Annotated in this window: 19 protein-coding genes; 7 read left to right on the plus strand and 12 right to left on the minus strand. The window is 55.5% G+C overall.

The window, feature by feature from the left end:
• Window positions 1-46: 46 nt before the first annotated feature.
• The 3 genes from scpA to AC0TNJ_RS05245 are packed head-to-tail and all read right to left on the minus strand — an operon-like array spanning window position 47 to window position 5,761.
• On the minus strand, window positions 47-2,191 hold the full coding sequence (scpA, locus tag AC0TNJ_RS05235) for a methylmalonyl-CoA mutase (RefSeq protein ID WP_473770481.1): 2,145 nt from the start codon (window positions 2,189-2,191) through the stop codon (window positions 47-49).
• Window positions 2,192-2,199: 8 nt separating this feature from the next.
• Window positions 2,200-4,203, minus strand: coding sequence for an acetyl-CoA carboxylase biotin carboxylase subunit (locus AC0TNJ_RS05240; protein ID WP_473770482.1), 2,004 nt, complete (start codon window positions 4,201-4,203; stop codon window positions 2,200-2,202).
• 25 nt (window positions 4,204-4,228) lie between these two features.
• Window positions 4,229-5,761, minus strand: coding sequence for an acyl-CoA carboxylase subunit beta (locus tag AC0TNJ_RS05245; protein ID WP_473770483.1), 1,533 nt, complete (start codon window positions 5,759-5,761; stop codon window positions 4,229-4,231).
• Window positions 5,762-5,922: 161 nt separating this feature from the next.
• On the opposite strand from AC0TNJ_RS05245, the gene AC0TNJ_RS05250 reads away from it, so the two are divergent.
• On the plus strand, window positions 5,923-7,335 hold the full coding sequence (locus AC0TNJ_RS05250; protein ID WP_473768986.1) for a helix-turn-helix domain-containing protein: 1,413 nt from the start codon (window positions 5,923-5,925) through the stop codon (window positions 7,333-7,335).
• A 1-nt stretch (window position 7,336) separates the two neighbouring features.
• On the opposite strand, the gene AC0TNJ_RS05255 is transcribed toward AC0TNJ_RS05250, so the two are convergent.
• From AC0TNJ_RS05255 to AC0TNJ_RS05270, 4 genes are all read right to left on the minus strand, one after another.
• Window positions 7,337-7,879: a DUF924 family protein gene (locus AC0TNJ_RS05255; protein WP_473768987.1), complete on the minus strand. Its 543-nt coding sequence runs from the start codon at window positions 7,877-7,879 to the stop codon at window positions 7,337-7,339.
• Between the two features lie 20 nt (window positions 7,880-7,899).
• Window positions 7,900-8,073: a hypothetical protein gene (locus AC0TNJ_RS05260; RefSeq protein WP_473770484.1), complete on the minus strand. Its 174-nt coding sequence runs from the start codon at window positions 8,071-8,073 to the stop codon at window positions 7,900-7,902.
• 179 nt (window positions 8,074-8,252) lie between these two features.
• Window positions 8,253-8,720 (minus strand): preQ(1) synthase, encoded by a 468-nt coding sequence (gene queF, locus AC0TNJ_RS05265; RefSeq protein ID WP_473768989.1) that lies wholly within the window; start codon window positions 8,718-8,720, stop codon window positions 8,253-8,255.
• 211 nt (window positions 8,721-8,931) lie between these two features.
• The gene (locus AC0TNJ_RS05270) at window positions 8,932-9,249 is read right to left on the minus strand and encodes a hypothetical protein (protein WP_122001615.1); all 318 of its coding nucleotides are present in this window, start codon (window positions 9,247-9,249) and stop codon (window positions 8,932-8,934) included.
• 153 nt (window positions 9,250-9,402) lie between these two features.
• On the opposite strand from AC0TNJ_RS05270, the gene AC0TNJ_RS05275 reads away from it, so the two are divergent.
• Window positions 9,403-10,530, plus strand: a complete 1,128-nt coding sequence (locus AC0TNJ_RS05275; protein WP_473770485.1) for a DUF2336 domain-containing protein — start codon at window positions 9,403-9,405, stop codon at window positions 10,528-10,530.
• Here AC0TNJ_RS05275 and AC0TNJ_RS05280 read toward each other — a convergent pair whose 3' ends face one another.
• On the minus strand, window positions 10,531-10,878 hold the full coding sequence (locus AC0TNJ_RS05280; protein ID WP_122001617.1) for a VanZ family protein: 348 nt from the start codon (window positions 10,876-10,878) through the stop codon (window positions 10,531-10,533).
• 11 nt (window positions 10,879-10,889) lie between these two features.
• Window positions 10,890-11,255, minus strand: a complete 366-nt coding sequence (locus tag AC0TNJ_RS05285) for a hypothetical protein (protein ID WP_473770486.1) — start codon at window positions 11,253-11,255, stop codon at window positions 10,890-10,892.
• A gap of 303 nt (window positions 11,256-11,558) precedes the next feature.
• On the opposite strand from AC0TNJ_RS05285, the gene AC0TNJ_RS05290 reads away from it, so the two are divergent.
• Window positions 11,559-11,945: a MerR family transcriptional regulator gene (locus tag AC0TNJ_RS05290; protein ID WP_006471625.1), complete on the plus strand. Its 387-nt coding sequence runs from the start codon at window positions 11,559-11,561 to the stop codon at window positions 11,943-11,945.
• Window positions 11,946-11,947: 2 nt separating this feature from the next.
• Here AC0TNJ_RS05290 and AC0TNJ_RS05295 read toward each other — a convergent pair whose 3' ends face one another.
• On the minus strand, window positions 11,948-12,928 hold the full coding sequence (locus tag AC0TNJ_RS05295) for a heparan-alpha-glucosaminide N-acetyltransferase (RefSeq protein ID WP_473770487.1): 981 nt from the start codon (window positions 12,926-12,928) through the stop codon (window positions 11,948-11,950).
• A gap of 164 nt (window positions 12,929-13,092) precedes the next feature.
• Here AC0TNJ_RS05295 and AC0TNJ_RS05300 point away from each other — a divergent pair, with 164 nt between their 5' ends.
• The 3 genes from AC0TNJ_RS05300 (at window position 13,093) to AC0TNJ_RS05310 (ending at window position 16,334) form a co-directional block, all read left to right on the plus strand.
• Entirely contained in the window at window positions 13,093-13,887 is a 795-nt protein-coding gene (locus AC0TNJ_RS05300) for a YdcF family protein (protein ID WP_473770510.1), read from the plus strand.
• Window positions 13,888-14,426: 539 nt separating this feature from the next.
• Complete coding sequence (locus tag AC0TNJ_RS05305; RefSeq protein WP_473770488.1) at window positions 14,427-15,830, plus strand: L-serine ammonia-lyase; 1,404 nt, start codon at window positions 14,427-14,429, stop codon at window positions 15,828-15,830.
• A 66-nt stretch (window positions 15,831-15,896) separates the two neighbouring features.
• Entirely contained in the window at window positions 15,897-16,334 is a 438-nt protein-coding gene (locus AC0TNJ_RS05310; protein ID WP_473770489.1) for a DUF1489 family protein, read from the plus strand.
• Between the two features lie 68 nt (window positions 16,335-16,402).
• Here AC0TNJ_RS05310 and AC0TNJ_RS05315 read toward each other — a convergent pair whose 3' ends face one another.
• Both AC0TNJ_RS05315 and AC0TNJ_RS05320 read right to left on the minus strand, forming a co-directional pair.
• Window positions 16,403-16,699 (minus strand): hypothetical protein, encoded by a 297-nt coding sequence (locus tag AC0TNJ_RS05315; RefSeq protein WP_122001622.1) that lies wholly within the window; start codon window positions 16,697-16,699, stop codon window positions 16,403-16,405.
• Window positions 16,700-16,771: 72 nt separating this feature from the next.
• The gene (locus tag AC0TNJ_RS05320) at window positions 16,772-18,181 is read right to left on the minus strand and encodes an SPOR domain-containing protein (RefSeq protein WP_473770490.1); all 1,410 of its coding nucleotides are present in this window, start codon (window positions 18,179-18,181) and stop codon (window positions 16,772-16,774) included.
• Window positions 18,182-18,729: 548 nt separating this feature from the next.
• Here AC0TNJ_RS05320 and clpS point away from each other — a divergent pair.
• Complete coding sequence (gene clpS, locus AC0TNJ_RS05325) at window positions 18,730-19,080, plus strand: ATP-dependent Clp protease adapter ClpS (RefSeq protein ID WP_473768995.1); 351 nt, start codon at window positions 18,730-18,732, stop codon at window positions 19,078-19,080.

The following is a 19,080-nucleotide window of genomic DNA, read 5'->3' on the forward strand; positions in this document are numbered from 1 at the left end:
CGTTCAGAAAATGAGTCCTGTAATGAACATATCTAACTGATAATATTCAAAGATTGCGGCGTTTGCCTTCCATCAGGTCGAGTACGGCGCGGGCACAGTCGAGCACATTCGAACCTGGTCCGAATACCGCCGCCACCCCATGATCGAACAGGTACTGATAATCCTGACGTGGAACGACACCACCGCAGACCACGATGATGTTTTCAGCGCCTTTCCTGCGCAATGTGTCCACAAGCTGAGGCAGGAGTGTCTTGTGACCGGCTGCGAGTGATGAAACTCCCAAAACGTGCACCTTCGCCTTGATAGCCATGTCGGCGGCTTCATCCGGCGTCTGAAATAGTGGTCCAGCCAGCACCTCAAAGCCAATGTCACCAAATGCGGAAGCAATGATTTTAGCGCCACGATCATGCCCGTCCTGACCGAGCTTTGCGACCATCACCTTTGGCGTTTCGCCGGTCTGTTTGGAGAAATCTCCGAGCCGGTCCATCAGCGTCTGGTATTCCGGCTCGTCCTTATAGGCCGCGCCGTAGACTTTTTTTACGACCTTCGGAACCGCTGCATGATCGCCGAATGCGCGGCGCATGGCATCGGAAATTTCACCGACGCTGGCGCGGGCACGCGATGCTTCAACCGCGGCGGCCAGAAGGTTGCCTTCGCCCGTCCTCGCGACCTTTTCCAACTCCGCAAGCGCGGCTTCGACCTTTGCCTTGTTGCGCGTTTCCTTGATGCGGTTGAGACGCGCAATCTGCGATTGGCGCACGGCCGAATTGTCGATCTCCAGAATGTCGAGTTCGTCTTCCTGTTCCAGCCGGAACTTGTTGACGCCGACGATGACTTCCTCGCCTTTATCGACTGCCGCCTGCCGCTTGGTGGCAGCTTCTTCGATGAGGCGTTTCGGAAGGCCGCTTTCGACGGCCTTTGTCATACCGCCGAGCTTTTCGACTTCCTCGATCAGCGCCCACGCCTTTTCGGCCAATTCGTTGGTCAGGCTTTCTATGTAATAGGAACCCGCCAGCGGATCGACCACTTTGGTCACGCCGGTCTCGTTTTGCAGGATAAGTTGCGTGTTGCGGGCAATGCGGGCGGAGAATTCTGTTGGCAAAGCAATGGCTTCGTCGAAAGAATTGGTGTGCAGCGACTGGGTGCCGCCGAGTGCCGCCGACATGGCCTCAAAAGCCGTGCGGACGATGTTGTTGTAGGGATCCTGTTCCTGCAAGGAGACGCCGGAAGTCTGGCAATGCGTGCGCAGCATCAGCGAGCCGGGCTTCTTTGGATTGAATTCCTTCATGATGCGCGACCAGAGCAGGCGTGCAGCGCGTAGCTTGGCGATCTCCATGAAGAAATTCATGCCGATTGCGAAGAAGAAGGACAGGCGTCCCGCAAACTCATCGACATTCAGCCCCTTGTTGAGCGCGGCGCGTACATATTCGCGCCCGTCGGCAAGTGTGAAGGCCAGTTCCTGAACCAGCGTCGCTCCAGCCTCCTGCATGTGATAGCCGGAGATAGAAATGGAGTTGAATTTCGGCATTTCGGTTGCCGTATAGGCGATAATGTCCGCAATAATCCGCATGGATGGTTCGGGCGGATAGATATACGTATTGCGAACCATGAATTCCTTGAGGATGTCGTTCTGGATCGTGCCGGAAAGCTGGGCGCGGGGCACGCCCTGTTCTTCGCCCGCAACAATGAAATTGGCGAGGATCGGGATCACGGCGCCATTCATCGTCATGGATACGGAAATTTTTTCCAGCGGGATGCCGTCGAAAAGGATCTTCATATCCTCGACGGAATCGATCGCCACGCCAGCCTTGCCCACATCGCCTTCCACGCGCGGGTGATCGCTGTCATAGCCGCGATGGGTGGCAAGGTCGAAAGCAACCGATACGCCTTGCTGACCGGCAGCGAGAGCCTTGCGATAAAAAGCGTTCGATTCTTCCGCCGTCGAGAACCCGGCATATTGCCGGATTGTCCATGGACGACCCGCATACATGGTAGCACGCGGACCGCGAACGAAAGGCTCGAAACCGGGCAGGGTGCCTAGGTGATCGATCCCTTTCAGGTCGTCTTCCGTGTAAAGCGGTTTTACGTCAATGCCTTCCGGCGTGTGCCAGATCAGGCTGTCCGCTGGTCGCTTCAATTCCTTTTCGGCCAACGTTTCCCAGTCTGCGCGGGTGGTGGGGCGCTCGCTCATATCGAACCTCACTCGAATTCCATGATCAGCTCATCGACAGCGAGGCTTGCGCCCGCTTCCGCTGCAATTCGCTTTACGGTAGCACGGCGTTCGGCACGCAGCACGTTTTCCATCTTCATGGCTTCCACGGTGGCAAGCGGCTGGCCTGCTTCAACCGTCTCGCCATCCTTCACGAGAATGGAGGTGATGACGCCGGGCATCGGGCAGAGCAGCATTTTCGACGTGTCCGGCGGCAGCTTCACGGGCATGAGCTTCGCAAGTTCTGCGATGCGCGGCTTGCGAATGTGGGCCACCACGTCCATGCCGCGCCAGCGCAGACGCCAGCCGGTGCCGGCGCGCGAAACCTTCACCGCAATAGGCTTGCCTGCGACGGTAAACGAACCAAGCTGGCTGCCCGGATGCCAGTCGCTGGCGATGGGCAAGCTGCCGCCATCCACGAAATTGATCGTGGTGCCGCCTTCGCCTTCAGCAATTCGAACCGGCAATGTGAAGCCGCCGAGCGTCGCCACCCAATCAGTCGCAACCGCTTGCTGTTCGCTGGAAATCCGTCCGGAAATCTGCGCGTTGCGCCGCTCAATCGCCAGATTGATCTGTGCGGCTACTGCGGCAAGCGCACGCGCATCGTCTTCCGAAACGGGAACTCCGGCGAAGCCGTCCGGATATTCCTCGGCAATGAATGCGGTGGTGAGCGCGCCCTCACGGAAGCGCGGATGATCCATCACAGCCGACAGGAAGGGCAGGTTGTGGCCGATGCCTTCAACTTCGAATGCATCCAGAGCATTGCCCATTGCGTCGACGGCGCTGGCGCGATCCGGACCCCAGGTGCAAAGCTTGGCGATCATCGGATCATAATACATTGAAATCTCGCCGCCCTCGAACACGCCAGTGTCGTTGCGTACGATTGTGCCATCCGGGTTACGGCCTTCGACCGGCGGACGGTAGCGGGTCAGCCTGCCGATAGACGGCAGGAAGTTGCGATAGGGGTCTTCCGCATAAAGACGGCTTTCAATCGCCCAACCGTTCAACTTGACGTCGCTCTGGCCGAAGCGGAGCTTTTCACCGGATGCCACACGGATCATTTCTTCTACAAGATCGATGCCGGTGATGAGTTCCGTCACCGGATGCTCGACCTGCAATCTCGTATTCATTTCAAGGAAATAGAAATTGCGACTGCCATCGACGATGAATTCCACCGTGCCTGCGGAAAAATAGCCAACGGCCTTTGCGAGAGCCACGGCCTGTTCGCCCATTGCCTTGCGGGTGGCTTCATCAAGGAATGGCGAAGGCGCTTCTTCGATGACCTTTTGATTACGGCGCTGGATGGAGCACTCACGTTCGCCCAGGTAGACGACGTTCCCATGCTGGTCGCCCAGAACCTGGATTTCGATATGGCGCGGCTGGGTGACGAATTTTTCGATAAATATGCGGTCGTCGCCGAAGGAGGATTTGGCCTCATTGCGCGAGAGCTGAAAGCCTTCGCGGGCCTCTTCGTCATTCCATGCGATGCGCATGCCCTTGCCGCCGCCGCCAGCGGACGCCTTGATCATCACCGGATAGCCGATGCTGCCCGCGATCTTGACCGCCTCGTCGGCATCCTCGATCAAGCCCATATGGCCGGGCACGGTGGAAACACCGGCTTCGGCTGCGAGCTTCTTCGAGGTGATCTTGTCGCCCATGGCGTTAATTGCGTTCACCGGGGGGCCGATGAAGGTGACGTTGGCGGCTTTCAGCGCTTCGGCAAAACGCGGGTTTTCCGACAGGAAGCCATAGCCGGGATGCACGGCATCCGCGCCGGTTTCCTTGATCGCCGCGAGGATTTTGTCGATGACGATATAGGATTGATTGGATGGCGCTGGTCCGATGTGGATCGCTTCATCGGCCATTTTGACATGGAGCGCATTACGGTCAGCGTCAGAATAAACGGCAACCGTCGCGATACCCATTTTCTTCGCCGTCTTGATGACCCGGCACGCGATTTCGCCGCGATTGGCAATGAGAATTTTCTTAATCATCTAATTTGTACCTGGGGCCATCTACTCAAAGAGGAATAGTATCGTGCTTCTTCCACGGCGCGCTTTGGCTCTTGTTGCGCAGGCTGGCAAAAGCGCGGGCAATGCGGCGGCGTGAGGAATGTGGCATGATGACTTCGTCGACGAAGCCGCGTTCAGCAGCGACAAACGGATTGGCAAAGCGCTCCTCATATTCCTTCGTGCGCGCGGCGATTTTTTCAACGTCGCCCAGTTCGGAACGATAAAGGATTTCCGTTGCGCCTTTGGCGCCCATAACCGCGATTTCCGCCGTCGGCCATGCGTAGTTGATGTCGGCGCCGATATGCTTCGAAGCCATCACATCATAGGCGCCGCCATAGGCCTTGCGAGTGATGAGCGTAACCATGGGAACTGTAGCCTGGGCGTAGGCAAAGAGCAGTTTTGCGCCGTGCTTGATGACCCCGCCATATTCCTGCGCTGTTCCTGGCAGGAAACCCGGAACGTCCACAAGCGTCAGGATCGGGATGTTGAAGGCATCGCAAAAGCGAACGAAGCGAGCAGCCTTGCGCGATGAATCGATGTCGAGGCAGCCGGCGAGCACCATGGGCTGGTTTGCAACGACACCGATGGTCTGACCGTCCATGCGGATGAAGCCGGTGATGATGTTCTTGGCAAAAGCTTCCTGAATTTCAAAGAAGTCATTTTCGTCGGCCAGCGCGTGGATAAGCTCTTTCATGTCGTAAGGCTTGGTGGCGCTATCCGGGATCAGCGTGTCCAGCCGCATTTCAAGCCGCGCAGGATCATCGAATACCGGGCGCACAGGGGGCTTCTCGCGATTGTTGAGCGGCAGGAAGTCGAACAGAATGCGGACCTGTTCCAGCGCTTCAATATCGTTCTCGTAAGCTCCGTCTGCCACCGACGATTTTCTGGTGTGGGTCGAGGCGCCGCCCAATTCCTCAGCCGTGACAATTTCATTTGTGACGGTTTTCACCACGTCAGGCCCGGTCACGAACATATAGGAGCTATCCCGCACCATGAAGATAAAGTCGGTCATGGCGGGCGAATAGACAGCGCCGCCAGCACAGGGGCCCATGATGACGGAAATCTGCGGCACGACGCCGGAAGCGTCCACGTTGCGCTTGAACACGTCGGCATAGCCCGCGAGCGACGCGACGCCTTCCTGAATGCGCGCGCCGCCGGAATCGTTGAGGCCGATGACCGGCGCGCCGTTCTTCACCGCCATGTCCATGATCTTGCAGATTTTTTGCGCGTGCGTTTCAGACAGAGAGCCGCCCAGAACAGTAAAGTCCTGGCTGAACACATAGACCTGACGGCCATTGATTGTGCCCCAGCCCGTCACCACGCCGTCGCCCGCAACTTTCTGCTGCGCCATGCCGAAATCGGTGCAGCGATGCGTGACATACATATCAAACTCCTCGAACGAGCCTTCGTCGAGGAGCACTTCAATCCGTTCGCGGGCGGTAAGCTTGCCTTTGGCATGCTGGGCATCAATACGGCGTTGGCCGCCACCAAGTCTGGCTTCCATGCGGCGGGCTTCGAGCTGTTCAAGGAGTTCCTGCATAAATCCCCACTTTTGGGCGGCCTTTGAAAGGCGAGTTATGAAGCTGAAAAGATAGTCTTTTTCTCCCTTCTGCTTAAAATCCGAAGGGGGCCGGGAAAAGCTTGAAAAGGTGTGATTGTGTAAGCTATAAATTTGCAAATAGCGAAATGCGAATTTGCAAAATGGCACCGAGAAAACTTTATATCGGAAGAAAGATACGGGAAATACGCGAGCAACATAAGGCAACCCAGTCGGGTTTTGCCGAGCGGCTTGGTATTTCAACGAGCTATCTCAACCAGATCGAGAACAATCAGCGACCTGTCTCCGCAGCCGTGTTGCTGGCGCTGGCTGAAAACTACCAGATTGATATAGGTGCCATTTCGCTGGGAGATGATGACCGTTTGCTATCTGCGGTTTCCGAAGCCTTGGCCGATCCGGTCTTCGACAATTACAAGCCGAATTTGCAAGAGCTGAAACTGATTACGCAAAATGCGCCGGGGCTTGCCCATGCGCTGATCGCCTGCCATCAGGCCTATCGCCGCAACAGTGAACAGCTGGCCAGTCTGGATAATCAGCTTGGTCGCGCTCCCTCTGCTGCCGAACCAGCTCCTTACGAGGAAGTTCGCGACTTTTTCCATTTCATCGATAATTACGTACATGAAATTGATATTGCGGCAGAAAAACTTGCTGCGGAACTGAATATTCCCGGGCGAGACATCGGTGTGGCCCTGCCTCAATATATGGAGGAGCATCACCGGGTGCGCATTGCGCGAGCGGGGCCGCAGGAGGCGGTTTTGCGTCGGTTCGATCCTATGGCGCGGGTCCTTTATCTCAATCCTTATTCTCCTGCTTCAACCCGCAATTTCCAGATAGCGTTTCAGATCGCCGAACTAGAGATGGAAGAGCTTGTGAGCGCTATTGCAAGGCGGGCGGATTTCCGTTCCGCCGAGGCAATCGAAATTTGCAAGATTGGCTTGCGCAACTATTTTGCCGGGGCGCTTATGCTGCCCTATCAAACATTCCTTTCGGCAGCGAAAGAACTGCGTCACGATCTTGAATTGTTGGCATCACGTTTCGGCGCCAGTCTGGAACAGGTCGCCCATCGCCTCAGCACCTTGCAGCGTTCCGGCCAGCGCGGTGTTCCGGTGTTTTTCGCCCGCATAGACAGGGCCGGAAACATCACAAAACGGCACAGTGCCGCCAAGTTGCAATTTGCCCGCTTCGGGGCCGCATGCCCGCTGTGGAATGTGCATCAGGCCTTTGAGACACCGGGGCGGATCATTCGACAGCTCGCCGAAACACCGGATGGCGCGCGCTATCTTTGCATTGCGACGGAACTGACCAAGAGTGAGGGGGGGTTCAATGCACCCCAGCGGCGCTACGCCATCGCCCTTGGCTGCGAAGTGGCCTATGCGCAGGATTTTGTCTATGCGGATGGTCTAGACATCGCGGTGCGTTCTGCCTTCGATCCGATCGGTGTTTCCTGCCGTATTTGCGAGCGCGCGGAATGTGTGCAGCGTGCGGTTCCGCCGCTAAAAAGCAGATTGGCGGTCGATCATGACCGCCGCGGAATTCTGCCATATCGCTTGTTATAAATCAGAAGCCCGCATGTTCCTTGAGGAATTCGGCTTCCTCATGGGTCGTGTCGCGTCCGAGCACCGTGTTCCGATGCGGGAAGCGCCCAAAGCGCTCAATGATATCGTGATGCTGGCGGGCAAAGCCGAGCGAAAACTCGTCGCCGAGCTTTTCATAAAGGTCGACACAGCGCTTCTGGTCGCTCAGATGTTCGCTATGCATGAACGGAAGATAGAAGAACTGGCGTTGCTCAGGTGACAGCTTCCGGTCGAAATCATGATCGAGTGCCTGTGCCGCTACGTCTCGAGCCAGCCCGTCGCTTTCGAAAGAGCGAGGCGAGCCGCGGAACATATTGCGTGGAAACTGGTCGAACAGAATCGTGAGTGCCAGGGCGCTTTCCGGCTGCTGTTTCCACTGTTCCAGCTTGTCGGCGCGGGCATCCTCATAGACGGTCAGAAACTTCTCACGAATTTCGGCGTCTATCTCGTCACTTTTGCTGAACCAGTTTTCCTGCATTTTGGGCGAAAACCAGAAATTGAGGACGTCCTTCGGTTCAATAGCCATGGTTGGCCTCCTTTCTGACTTTACTGTTCCTTCTGGCTTGCAGCTTCCGGCTGCGGGCAAGGCGGCTCGCCCTTGAAATTGCGCGACATGCAGGCGAATCGATCAAAGCTCTTGCCTGTGTCCATGGCTGCCTTTCCAGCTCCCCCGCATCCGGCAAGAACGGCAAGCGAAATCAGAATAGCAAAGTTCTTCATGGGGGTCCTTTCAGGGCCATGGTGTCTGCATGGATAATAGAGATCGCGATCTTCAGTCGCAACACTGGCGCCGATCAACTAGAGCGGTTCCGGTTAACACAGAATCGTAGAACCGCTCTATCTCTTTGTTTTTACGCATTATCCGACACAAAACGCTTCGCACTTTTGCTGGAAATGCTCTAGCCGCGTCCACGATAGTTAGGTACGCCCTGTTCCGGTATCCAGACGTTCTGCGGTGCCGGTCCGGTCTGGTAGAAAACATCGATTGGGATGCCGCCGCGCGGATACCAGTAGCCGCCGATCCGGAGCCATTCCGGCTGTAGCAGTTCTACAAGACGCTTGCCGATGGTTACCGTGCAATCTTCATGGAATGCGCCGTGATTGCGGAAGGAAAACAGGAACAGTTTCAGAGATTTGCTTTCTACGAGCCACTGTCCGGGAACGTAGTCTATCACCAGATGCGCGAAATCAGGTTGCCCTGTCATCGGGCAAAGCGACGTGAATTCGGGTGCAGTGAAGCGAACACAATAGGGTGTTTCGGCTTGCGGATTTGCAACCCGTTCAAGGACGGCTTCTTCCGGAGTTTGCGGTATCGAGGTGTTGGAGCCGAGTTGCTTCAAGTCGGAATATATTGTCTTATCAGACATTTACGCGCCTTTGTTTCAAGCCACGGCGCAGTCTTTCAGCGCATGATTGCGCTTGTCCTTGTTTTGACCGGGTAGGCTGCGACCGGTGGCAAATTGCCAATGCCAGAGAACTGGCAGATCATGAGGTAGCAGACCACGGCTTTTTGGTAAAGGATACAAACATAGCCCGCGCATCGGGCGCGGGCATCAATGTCAGAGGTTGATTGCTGGTTCAGCGTCTATCGGAAATGGCGCATCCAATGGCTACGCCAATAAGAATGCCGATAATCCCGGCCGTTCCGAAAAGTGTGGTGGCCGTGCCCGGATTTTCACGCACCGTTTCAGCAACCACCTGGCCGCGTTCGCGCACGGTTTGAGCGGCTTGACGGAAACGGCCGGACGCATCATCCATGGCATCCTCTGCACGTTCCCTCAATTCGCTGGAATGCGACGACAGCGATTTTGAAAGACGTTTCAATTCGGTGCGCATATCGGCAATCTGCTTTTCAAGTGCCTGCTGGATGTCATTCGTGATCTTTTCGTCGGCCATTAGAATTCTCCGTTGAATTGATGACGGTTAAACGAGTGAAAACTCGTTAGGTTCCATGCTGCGCAACGCGGTTAATGAATATGGTAAACCGGTCGTAAACCATTTTAATTTAACTTTTTCGAATACAACAAGATGATCTGGAGCGGGGCCAGAATGTATATCGAAAAAGACGCGTTGATCGGCGGCTGCGAGCCGGTAACTGCACGTATTGTCCGTGCGGCCCATCTTGCCCGGCAATGTGTGGATCAGTTGCAGCCACAAAATATCCGCGCGCAGGCAGAAGCGGCTTTGACGCTTTTGCTTGATGATCCTTCCCCGAAAGTCCGCATGGCAATGGCTGATGTGCTCTCAACAAGTGCGCATTCGCCTCTGCATATTGTAACGGCGCTTGCCGCTGACCAGCCGGAGGTCGCGGGGTACATCCTTGCACGCTCAACGCTTCTCAGTGATGCTGATCTGGTCGATTGTGTTGCCTATAGCGCCCCTTCAATGCAGGTTTTGATCGCGGCCCGCCCGCATGTTTCATTCGCAGTCGCTGCTGCAATCGCAGAAATCGGCAACCACGAAGCCGTTGCCGAAATGCTGTTTAACAGTTGCGCTCGCATTGCTCCTGTTTCATTCCGGCGCATAAGCGAGCGCTGTGGTCATGATGCTCTTGTGCGTGAGGCTTTGCTGGCCCACCCGCATCTTCCAACAGAATGCCGCTATCTTCTGGCTGTGAAAGTAGGGGAGGTTCTGCAATCTCATCCGTTGGTGAAGTTACTTCTGGGTGATCGCCGCGCCGATAAGGTCGTCGGAGATGCAACCGCCCGCGCATCCATGCATCTGGCCGAAAACTGTTCGCCGGAAGAACTGCCGGCGCTGGTAGAGCATCTGCGCCTGCGCGGTGAAATTACGACAAGTTTCGTTATCCGTGCCGTTGCAGGGGGACGTATAGATTTTTTTGCAAGCCTGCTCGCAGCGCTGTCCGATCTTGATGACGCCCGCATTTGTGCGATTATTTCCGGCGGTCGGCCTGCGGCGCTTGCTGCGCTGCTGCACTCCGCCGGATTGAGCGACGCCACGCATGCACCCTTGATAGTGGCAATTGAAGCCTGGCGGGCCGTTGCTGCCGGGCGGAAGCGGATGGGGGCTGTGGAAGTATCAGCCCTTATGTGCGAAGCCACACGTGCCAGCCGATACGCTGCCGCCAATGACGATCTGGCCGCGCTTCTGCGTTCTATCCATCTGGAATTTATGCGTGAAACAGCGCGGGACAGGCTGCAGGCTATTCCCGCCTGATCAGGCTTTTTGCCGAAAGGGGCCGACGAGGCTGAGGCCGTAGCCGACAGCGATGCCGAAGACGGCTCCGGCGGCCTTGAAAACGAAGTCGATAAACTCGCCATGCCGTCCCGGAGCAAAACGTTGCATCAGCTCGAAAAGCGCAGCGCAGCCGACTGTCAGGAGGAGAACGCGCATCCAGTGGCGTGGGTAGGCGAGCGCAAACAAAGCGCCTACGAGAAAGAAAGCTCCAAACCGTTCGAGATCGACAGGTTCACCGGTGACAGGACGGAATTTTATCGGGCTGATTGTGACCATCAGGATGGTCAGGAGTATGATCCAGGCGCTTATGCGCAAAAATCGCTTCATGAAGAGCGCCTTTATTCGTCTGTATAATCGCCAGGTGGCTCGTCCTGCTTTGGGTCGCCACAACGTTTGTACATCCGGTCGGTTATTGAGGTTTTCAATCCGTTGCCGAATGGCAAGTCATAATGGGAAATGACATCGACGCCCATACACCATTTGACGTCGTGAGGCGACAGGCCATAATTGGTTTCGAGAAAACCCAATGCGTAATTCATGCCCTCATCGCATTGGTCTGTTTTGCAGAAATTTCCGTCCCGGGCGAGCTGGCGAATCGAACCTTCGCCTATCTTCACCACGATTGGCTCCACGGCAAAAGGAGCTGTGCCTACAACGGCGATGATGACAAGTCCGATTAAAGTAAATTTTGTAGAGCGCCGCATGAATCGCCGTTTTTAGCTGGTTTCCGCAAGTTCATAACGCATTAGCGGCAACAGAATGGCAAGTCGCAATCGATGGAAAACTGACGCAATTAGGGGTTTTCCCGGACAATGCTGCCTCTAAACCGCATTCGTCCGTTGCTATGACATATTGAGGTGATGGCTTCGTTCTCCAGCCAAATTATTGCTAGTTGTATTTTAGTCTATGTCGGTTTCGTATTGACTTTTACGTAAATGCGGGAGCAAAACTTAAGCTCCGATCCGGTTGGGGTCTGGAGCCTGGTTGGTAAAGGCAGGAATGTTGTGGTGCGCGAGTATTATACGATCACGGAGCTGACACGCGAGTTCGGGATTTCAACCCGTACTTTGCGCTTCTATGAGGACGAAGGCCTGATTGCTCCAGTGAGACGCGGCCGTACGCGATTGTTTCGTCCTGCTGATCGCCATCTCGTGAAGCAGATTCTACGAGGCAAGAGGTTAGGGTTCTCCATAGCCGAAATTCACGAGATTATTCAGATGTACCGCGAGCCGCCTGGCGAGACGGGACAGCTGAAGCTGCTTATGAAGCGTGTCGAGGAAAAACGCGCCGATCTTCGCCAGAAACGACGCGACATCGAGGAGACGCTGGGCGAACTCGACCAGATCGAGGAATCCTGCATTGAGCGTCTAGCCGAGCTTGGCGTTAACACCTGAACCTATTGACCGTCGGGCACAGGGGAGCACATTTGTGCAATATCCCGGACCGTGCTGTTGTTCTCCTGATCGACCTTGCCGCTGAAGACATCATCGAACAGCGTTGCCTTGTCCAGTTCGCTCACAACGCAGCCGCAAAACTGTCGACATAGCTGTTCGCCACCGTTTTGCAGGCATGCAGCCACGCAGGATTGCGTGAAGGCTTCTCGCGGTGCCGGTTGCGCAGGCGGCATGAGTTGGGAAAACACGTAGACCAACGCGATCAAAACCGGTTGATGAATGAGGTAGAAGGCGAGGCTGTGCCTGCCGATGAATGTCAGCGGCCTTTCAAGAAGTTTTGGCTTTATTCCGCCAGCCAATAGCTCAAGCCACCCAAAATGCTGAAAAATGCGCGCAGCCGCGATGCCGGCAAGAACCGCCCCGAACCACGGAAACAGCGGTACATAATCATTGGAGCGCAGCGTTACGGTCGAAAGCCCCACCCAACTCAATGCTGGATGATTGAAAATATCGGCCTGCGCAAATAGCGGAGCGGTTGTGACGAATACCGCGACGATCAAGGTTGCAAGAGCGGGTAGGCGCAGAAACAGGAGACCTAACACGCTTGCCAGAGCGATCTGGTGCAGAATGCCAAAGAAAATGAAGCTGTCCGGGGACATATACCACGTGACGGCTGAAATAGCCGCCGCCGCCGCGACAATCTGAGCCAACCGTTTCGCCATCGGCTTCCAGCGTATCCCATTGCCATGCGCCAGAACGAGGCTGAAACCGACCAGAAACAGGAAGCTTGACGCGATACAGCGCGCGAAAAGTTTCCATCCTCCGTGCGCGGTCGTGGCGGGCGCCATATAGCCGAAAAACTCGATGTCCCATCCGAAATGGTAGATCGCCATGGCGATCAACGCGATCCCACGCGCAATATCAATGCGCTCGAGGCGAAGGCGAGAAGAAGGTGCAGTATCCTGAGTCTTGATGTCAGACATGGTTCCTTCCGGCGAGATCATGATGCCCGGCTTTTTCGATTCCCGGCAAATCTCTAACACAGGCTTTGGCAACACTATAGTATGCGGTCATGCACGGATTCGTGCAGGCAGAGATACGGGCAGGCACAGATCAGGGCAGGGTGCCTCATGTTGGGAGAGTGTGGTTGTTCTATAGCTTATCGAAGATTTTCTGGCTGCTTTTTCAACCCATCACAATCATCTTCGTCCTCATCGTCATTGCCTCTCTGGCGATATGGCACGGCTTTCGTCGATTTAGTCTGGGTGTCCTTGGCCTGTCGATAGCCATTCTATTCTTTGCGGCTTTTACGACGCTGGGCGCCGTCCTGCTCGCCCCATTGGAAGATCGCTTTGCAAAGCCGGATGAACTGCCGCAGCACGTGGAGGGTATCGTCGTTCTCGGCGGCTATATGAACGGTGAGATCAATGCGGGACGCAAAGGTTTTGAGTTGAACAGTGCGGCTGACCGCATTCTCGAAACCATGCGGCTTGCAAGGCTCTATCCGAATGCCAAGGTCATCGTTTCAGGAGGTGAGGGAGCCTTTTTCGAAGAATCTGCCAAAGAGGCGGATAGCACCCGGCAGATGTTGGCAGATCTCGGTTTTTCCGGCGAGCGCTACATATCTGAGAACAAATCTCGCAATACGGTTGAGAATGCTATTTTTTCAAGGGAGCTGGCTCAGCCCAAGCCGGGCGAAACATGGCTTCTTGTCACTTCCGCATACCATATGCCGCGTTCTATTGGCTGTTTTCGCAAGGCGGGTTTCGAGGTTGTCGCCTGGCCGGTAGATTACAAAACGCGCGCCAGCGAGCGGTTTGCCCTGTATCTCGAATCTCCGAATGAAGCGCTATCCCGGTTCAGTGTGGCCGTTCGTGAGTGGGTAGGACTGGCCGCCTACTGGCTGGCGGGGAAGACTGATATGCTGTTGCCGCAACCCTGATGCCGCATTTTCGCCGCCACTTTAAAGCTTTGTTAAGGCTGTTTATTGATAACTGACTGATTATAAAGCCATTTTATTATTGGATGTGCGGTGGCGGAGGTTCGCTGCCGTAATTCAGCCGTTTTTCGTCGTTGCGTTCCGGTGATCACGAAGCTATATAATTGGTAACAGCGTTGTGAAGGATGCTGTGTAAAAAGAGTTGTACAACAAGGTTGCCATAATCTCCATGGACGAAACCGTTCAAAAATCCTGCTGGGGCGTTACGCTCTGGGCAGTCGTTGGTCTTGCTGCCGTCATCCTCATGGCTTATCTGTTCTCCGTCTAGGCGTTAGACGGTGTTACGTATTTCGGAAATTTGATGCCGCATTTCGGCATTCCGTTGGCGTTGAACCTTTCCTACACTATCTGATAGAGATACGCGGTTTTCGTGTGTTAGCGACTTCTTGCCGATTTTTGTCTAGAATGGACGATCAGGCAAATCGCGGGCGATGCCGCGATCAGGATCAATCAGTCCTATAACGGGCTGTAGAAGGTGTGGCATGTTTCTGTCGGTTTTCGATCTTTACAAGATTGGCATTGGGCCTTCCAGTTCGCATACGATGGGGCCAATGACGGCTGCGCGCATGTTTCTTAACGAGATAATCGGCGGAAACTGGCCAAGGCCCGCGCATTCGAAAATCCATCGTCTGAAAGCGAGCCTGCATGGCTCGCTGGCTTATACCGGCGTCGGGCATGCAACGGACCGCGCCGTTATTCTGGGGCTCTGCGGTCATCTACCCGATACGATTGATCCTGACATTATGGATGTCGAAGTCAAAAAGGTGTTCTCCGAGAAAAAGGTGAGACCGGAGGGGCATCCAGCTTATCATTTCGACCCTAAGGTCGATCTGGTGCTTGATCGCAAGACGCCGTTGCCAGGCCATGCCAATGGCATGGCTTTCTCCGCATTTGATGCCGATGACAATCTCCTGCTGCGCCGCGCATATTTTTCTATCGGGGGCGGCTTCGTTGTAACGGAAGAAGAACTTAGCCGTGTTCAGCGCAGCGGTGCGAAGCAGGACGACAAGGCCGACGTGCCGTTTCCGTTCCGCAGTGCCGCCGAAATGCTTGAGATGGCCCATGACAGCGGCTTGTCGATTGCCGAGATGAAGCGTGCCAATGAAGAAAAACATATGGCTCGCGATGATCTCGACAGCGGACTTGATCGAATTTGGGGCGCCATGCGCGGCTGCATCGAGCGCGGATTGAGCCGCGACGGCGTCATGCCGGGCGGTCTGAATGTCCGCCGTCGTGCGCGGCAACTCCACGATAAATTGCAGGACGATTGGCGTAATAATCGCAGCAATCCGCTTCTCGCGAATGATTGGTTGTCTGTCTATGCCATGGCCGTCAACGAGGAAAATGCCTCCGGTGGCCGGGTGGTGACCGCACCGACAAACGGTGCTGCAGGCGTCGTACCGGCGGTACTCCGCTATTATCTGCATTTTCATGATGACGCCGACCAGAAAGGCATCCGGGATTTTCTCCTGACATCTGCAGCGATCGGTGGGGTCATCAAGCACAACGCATCGATTTCCGGTGCTGAAGTCGGCTGTCAGGGCGAGGTAGGTTCCGCATCTGCAATGGCTGCGGCGGGTCTCGCAGCCGTGCTTGGCGGGTCGCCGGAGCAGATTGAAAATGCCGCTGAAATTGCGCTTGAACATCATCTGGGCATGACCTGCGATCCGGTTGCCGGGCTTGTTCAGGTGCCGTGTATCGAGCGCAACGCGCTTGGCGCTGTAAAAGCTGTGACTGCGGCCTCGCTCGCCGTAAAGGGTGACGGCAAGCATTTTGTACCGCTCGATGCCTGTATCGAGACGATGCGCCAGACCGGTCACGATATGAGCGAGCGCTACAAGGAAACCAGCCAGGGCGGTCTTGCCGTGAATGTGGTTGCCTGTTGATTCGCAACTTGGGGAATGCGACGCTTGAGGCTTGAAGCGCGCATTCGTCTTGGCTAAATCAACGGCATGGCTCTCAATCTCGTCAAACTTTGTGTCGGCTGCGATAGTATCGAAGATCTCGCGGCTTGGATCGATTTCCGTCTGGCAGAGCAACGCGCTGCCGGTCTGGTGCCGGAACAGTTTCATACAACGAGAATGGTGCCAAAGCGGATTGACGAACTGCTGGAAGGCGGTTCGCTCTACTGGGTTATCAAGGGCAATGTGCAATGCCGCCAACGCTTGCTCGACGTGCGCCCATTTACAGACAACGACGGCATAAACCGCTGCCATCTTGTTCTTGAGCCCAAGGTCATTCCTACCGAGTGGCAGCCGCGCCGCGCCTTTCAGGGCTGGCGTTATTTGAACGAGAATGAGGTTCCGCGCGACGAGGCGGCTGGTAAGGCGGGCAGGGCTGCTTTGCCTGCGGAATTGCGTCAGGAACTGGCCGCGCTGGGCTTGCTTTGAAGAGAATATATCCACGAAAAAGGCCTGCCGATCATCGGCAGGCCGTTTTCATTTCATCCATCGGTTGATCAGTTTTCTATCGTCAGGCGTACCGAAATCCGGTCAAAATTTACCGGAAGGGTCATGCGCATGGATGCGCGTGGCTGGACCAGTCGCTTGTTGCGCGCCGCGTGGCAGACGAGCAGCCCAACCAGATCGCGGGTCTGGAAGCCGGTTCCGCGCCGCACATCTGCAATTCGCAGCGCGGCCTGCTTGAGCCCTTGCACGGAGAACAGCGCCCCGACGGCTGAAGTCCTGCCTTCATCCTGTGTCCAATTGGCAGTCTTGAACGGCGGCAGGCCGAAAGTTTCTCTCATATTTGACATCTCGAAACCCTCTACGCACTACAAATTCGGGTTTGAAGCTGGCAGCGATGGGGCAGAGCCCCTCGCAATCGATTAGTTCGCGACCGCATAGCAGCCGAATTTTTTCTTCTTCAACGATGCGCATGCATCCCAGGCGGCTTGCTTTGAGGAGAAGCCGACAAAGCGAGCGCGGTAGAAAGTTGCACTGCCCTTGTTGAATGTCTCGGTATAGGGCGATGCGGCGCGTAGCGTTCCGCCTGCTGTGGCGGAAGCCTTGGCCAGCATGTCACGCGCTTGGCCTTCGCTCGGCAGAGAACCAATCTGGATTGCCCAGCCACCGGCAGCAGGTGCGGAAGCGGTCGTGACCGGATCTACGTCCTGGGTCGGTGCAGATGGAAGGGCGGCCTTCGGCGTTGGGCGAACCGCAGCCTGTGCCGCGAGTGCTGCCGGGCGTGCAGTCGGAGCTGCAAGCGCCAGAACCTGCGGCTGGTCGCTGTCACCTTCGCCGCTTTCATTGTTGATGACATCTTCCACGGCGGCGGCCTGACGTGTTACCGGAACCGGGGCATTCCGGGCCTTCGGAAGATCAATCGAGGCAACAACCTGCGGTGCATCGTTGCGCATTGCGACGAGCGGTGCGGCATTACGGCTGCGCGTTGCCATCGGGAGATATTTGCGAATGAGCTGAGCCATATGGGCGTCGCGGCTTGCACCGGTGTTGCCGCCCATTACGACGGCCACGAGCCTGCGTCCGTCGAGGCTTACCGAAGAAGCCAGATTGTAGCCGGAAGCGTTGGTGTAGCCGGTCTTGATGCCATCGACGCCTTCGACGCGACCGAGCAGACGGTTGTGGCCATTGATGGTCTGGCCGCGGAAAACGAAGCTGCGACGTGAGAAATAAGAGAACTCATTCGGGAAATGCTGCCGAAGCGCAATGCTGAGGATCGCCATGTCGCGCGCGGTCGTGTGCTGCGCCATGTTGGGCAGGCCTGAAGCATTCCGGAACGTGGTGTTTCGCATGCCAAGACGGCGCGCTTTCGCCGTCATCATCTGGGCAAAGCGCTCTTCAGAGCCGCCGATATATTCGCCGACGGCAGTTGCGACGTCGTTGGCCGATTTCGTAATCATGGCAAGGGCTGCATCTTCAGCACGAATGCTCTGGCCGGGACGAAAGCCGATCTTCGTAGGAGGACGGGCAGCAGCATAAGCGGACACCGGGATACGGGTGTCCTTGTCCATGCGACCGGCCTGCATTGCCTCAAACAGCATGTATAGCGTCATCATTTTCGTGAGAGAGGCGGGATAGCGCTGCGCATCGGCATTCGAAGCGAACAGCGTCTTGCCGGTGTTCGCATCAATTACGATAGCTGCGTATCGGTCGCCTGCGGCTATCGCCGGTATCGTTGTGGAAGCTGTTGAACATCCCGTTACAACTGCAAGAAGAAGCGTGGCTTGTGCCGCTCTTTTCAAGGCATATGCGACTTTACTAAACGCGGTACGCACGATGATGACCTACCTGTATCCCTGATTTTTTAAACTGCGGCACAAAAGGCACACAGCGTCTAATTCAGTGATCCTACTGCCATCAGCGTTACCAATCCGTTTATGGTAACCGAGTTATTCATAAATTTCGGAAAATTTTTGGGTAGGGTTGCAATGCCTGCGACGGGTTCCAGTCGCAGCGATTTCAGCCGATCACGCAGATGTGTCGTTGAATTATAGTTCGCGTCTTATCCGATCGAAGCCGGATCAAAAAACAGTCCGGTGGGATGATTTTGAAAATGGAAATTTGTTCTCTGATTTCTCCGGGCCGGATTTTATGCCCCGATTATCAACGTATTTGTTTATGAGACCTGCATTTTATCAGCTGTTTTATGCAGGTCGTTTAGCCGGGGCTTATTGTTCGCCCGATATCATATAACTGTGTCAAGCCTCGTTATTGCAATAAGTCTCGGTTGCAAGTGCCAATGAAGGGCTTAAAATCACCACATGACGACCTACATAATAGGGCAAGTTGGGTCAGACAGATGGGCATCCGGGTAATAGGTTTCATGAGGCAACTTGATACAGTTATGCAAAGCAAGACCGACGGCGGAAATGGCCCGGAAAACGGCACCGTTGTGGTTACGCGTACGCAGCCGAAAACCAAAAAGCCCAGCCTCTATCGTGTCCTGCTCCTCAACGACGACTACACCCCCATGGAGTTCGTCGTTCATGTCCTGCAGCGGTTTTTCCAGAAGAACCGGGATGATGCCACGCGCATCATGCTGCATGTTCACAATCACGGGGTCGGCGAGTGCGGCGTATTTACATACGAAGTCGCCGAAACCAAAGTCAGCCAGGTCATGGATTTCGCCCGCCAAAACCAGCATCCGCTGCAATGCGTGATGGAGAAAAAGTGA

Source organism: Ochrobactrum sp. PL_is483 (assembly GCF_055816855.1).

Excerpts from the sequence above, each read along its gene's own strand:
- AC0TNJ_RS05270 (WP_122001615.1), bottom strand. The coding sequence starts at position 9,249 with ATGGCCGACGAAAAGATCACGAATGACATCCAGCAGGCACTTGAAAAG.
- AC0TNJ_RS05285 (WP_473770486.1), bottom strand. The coding sequence starts at position 11,255 with ATGCGGCGCTCTACAAAATTTACTTTAATCGGACTTGTCATCATCGCC.
- AC0TNJ_RS05250 (WP_473768986.1), top strand. The coding sequence starts at position 5,923 with ATGGCACCGAGAAAACTTTATATCGGAAGAAAGATACGGGAAATACGC.
- clpS (WP_473768995.1), top strand. The coding sequence starts at position 18,730 with ATGAGGCAACTTGATACAGTTATGCAAAGCAAGACCGACGGCGGAAAT.
- AC0TNJ_RS05275 (WP_473770485.1), top strand. The coding sequence starts at position 9,403 with ATGTATATCGAAAAAGACGCGTTGATCGGCGGCTGCGAGCCGGTAACT.
- AC0TNJ_RS05295 (WP_473770487.1), bottom strand. The coding sequence starts at position 12,928 with ATGTCTGACATCAAGACTCAGGATACTGCACCTTCTTCTCGCCTTCGC.
- AC0TNJ_RS05305 (WP_473770488.1), top strand. The coding sequence starts at position 14,427 with ATGTTTCTGTCGGTTTTCGATCTTTACAAGATTGGCATTGGGCCTTCC.
- AC0TNJ_RS05260 (WP_473770484.1), bottom strand. The coding sequence starts at position 8,073 with ATGAAGAACTTTGCTATTCTGATTTCGCTTGCCGTTCTTGCCGGATGC.
- AC0TNJ_RS05245 (WP_473770483.1), bottom strand. The coding sequence starts at position 5,761 with ATGCAGGAACTCCTTGAACAGCTCGAAGCCCGCCGCATGGAAGCCAGA.
- AC0TNJ_RS05310 (WP_473770489.1), top strand. The coding sequence starts at position 15,897 with ATGGCTCTCAATCTCGTCAAACTTTGTGTCGGCTGCGATAGTATCGAA.
- scpA (WP_473770481.1), bottom strand. The coding sequence starts at position 2,191 with ATGAGCGAGCGCCCCACCACCCGCGCAGACTGGGAAACGTTGGCCGAA.
- AC0TNJ_RS05255 (WP_473768987.1), bottom strand. The coding sequence starts at position 7,879 with ATGGCTATTGAACCGAAGGACGTCCTCAATTTCTGGTTTTCGCCCAAA.
- queF (WP_473768989.1), bottom strand. The coding sequence starts at position 8,720 with ATGTCTGATAAGACAATATATTCCGACTTGAAGCAACTCGGCTCCAAC.
- AC0TNJ_RS05315 (WP_122001622.1), bottom strand. The coding sequence starts at position 16,699 with ATGTCAAATATGAGAGAAACTTTCGGCCTGCCGCCGTTCAAGACTGCC.
- AC0TNJ_RS05240 (WP_473770482.1), bottom strand. The coding sequence starts at position 4,203 with ATGATTAAGAAAATTCTCATTGCCAATCGCGGCGAAATCGCGTGCCGG.
- AC0TNJ_RS05280 (WP_122001617.1), bottom strand. The coding sequence starts at position 10,878 with ATGAAGCGATTTTTGCGCATAAGCGCCTGGATCATACTCCTGACCATC.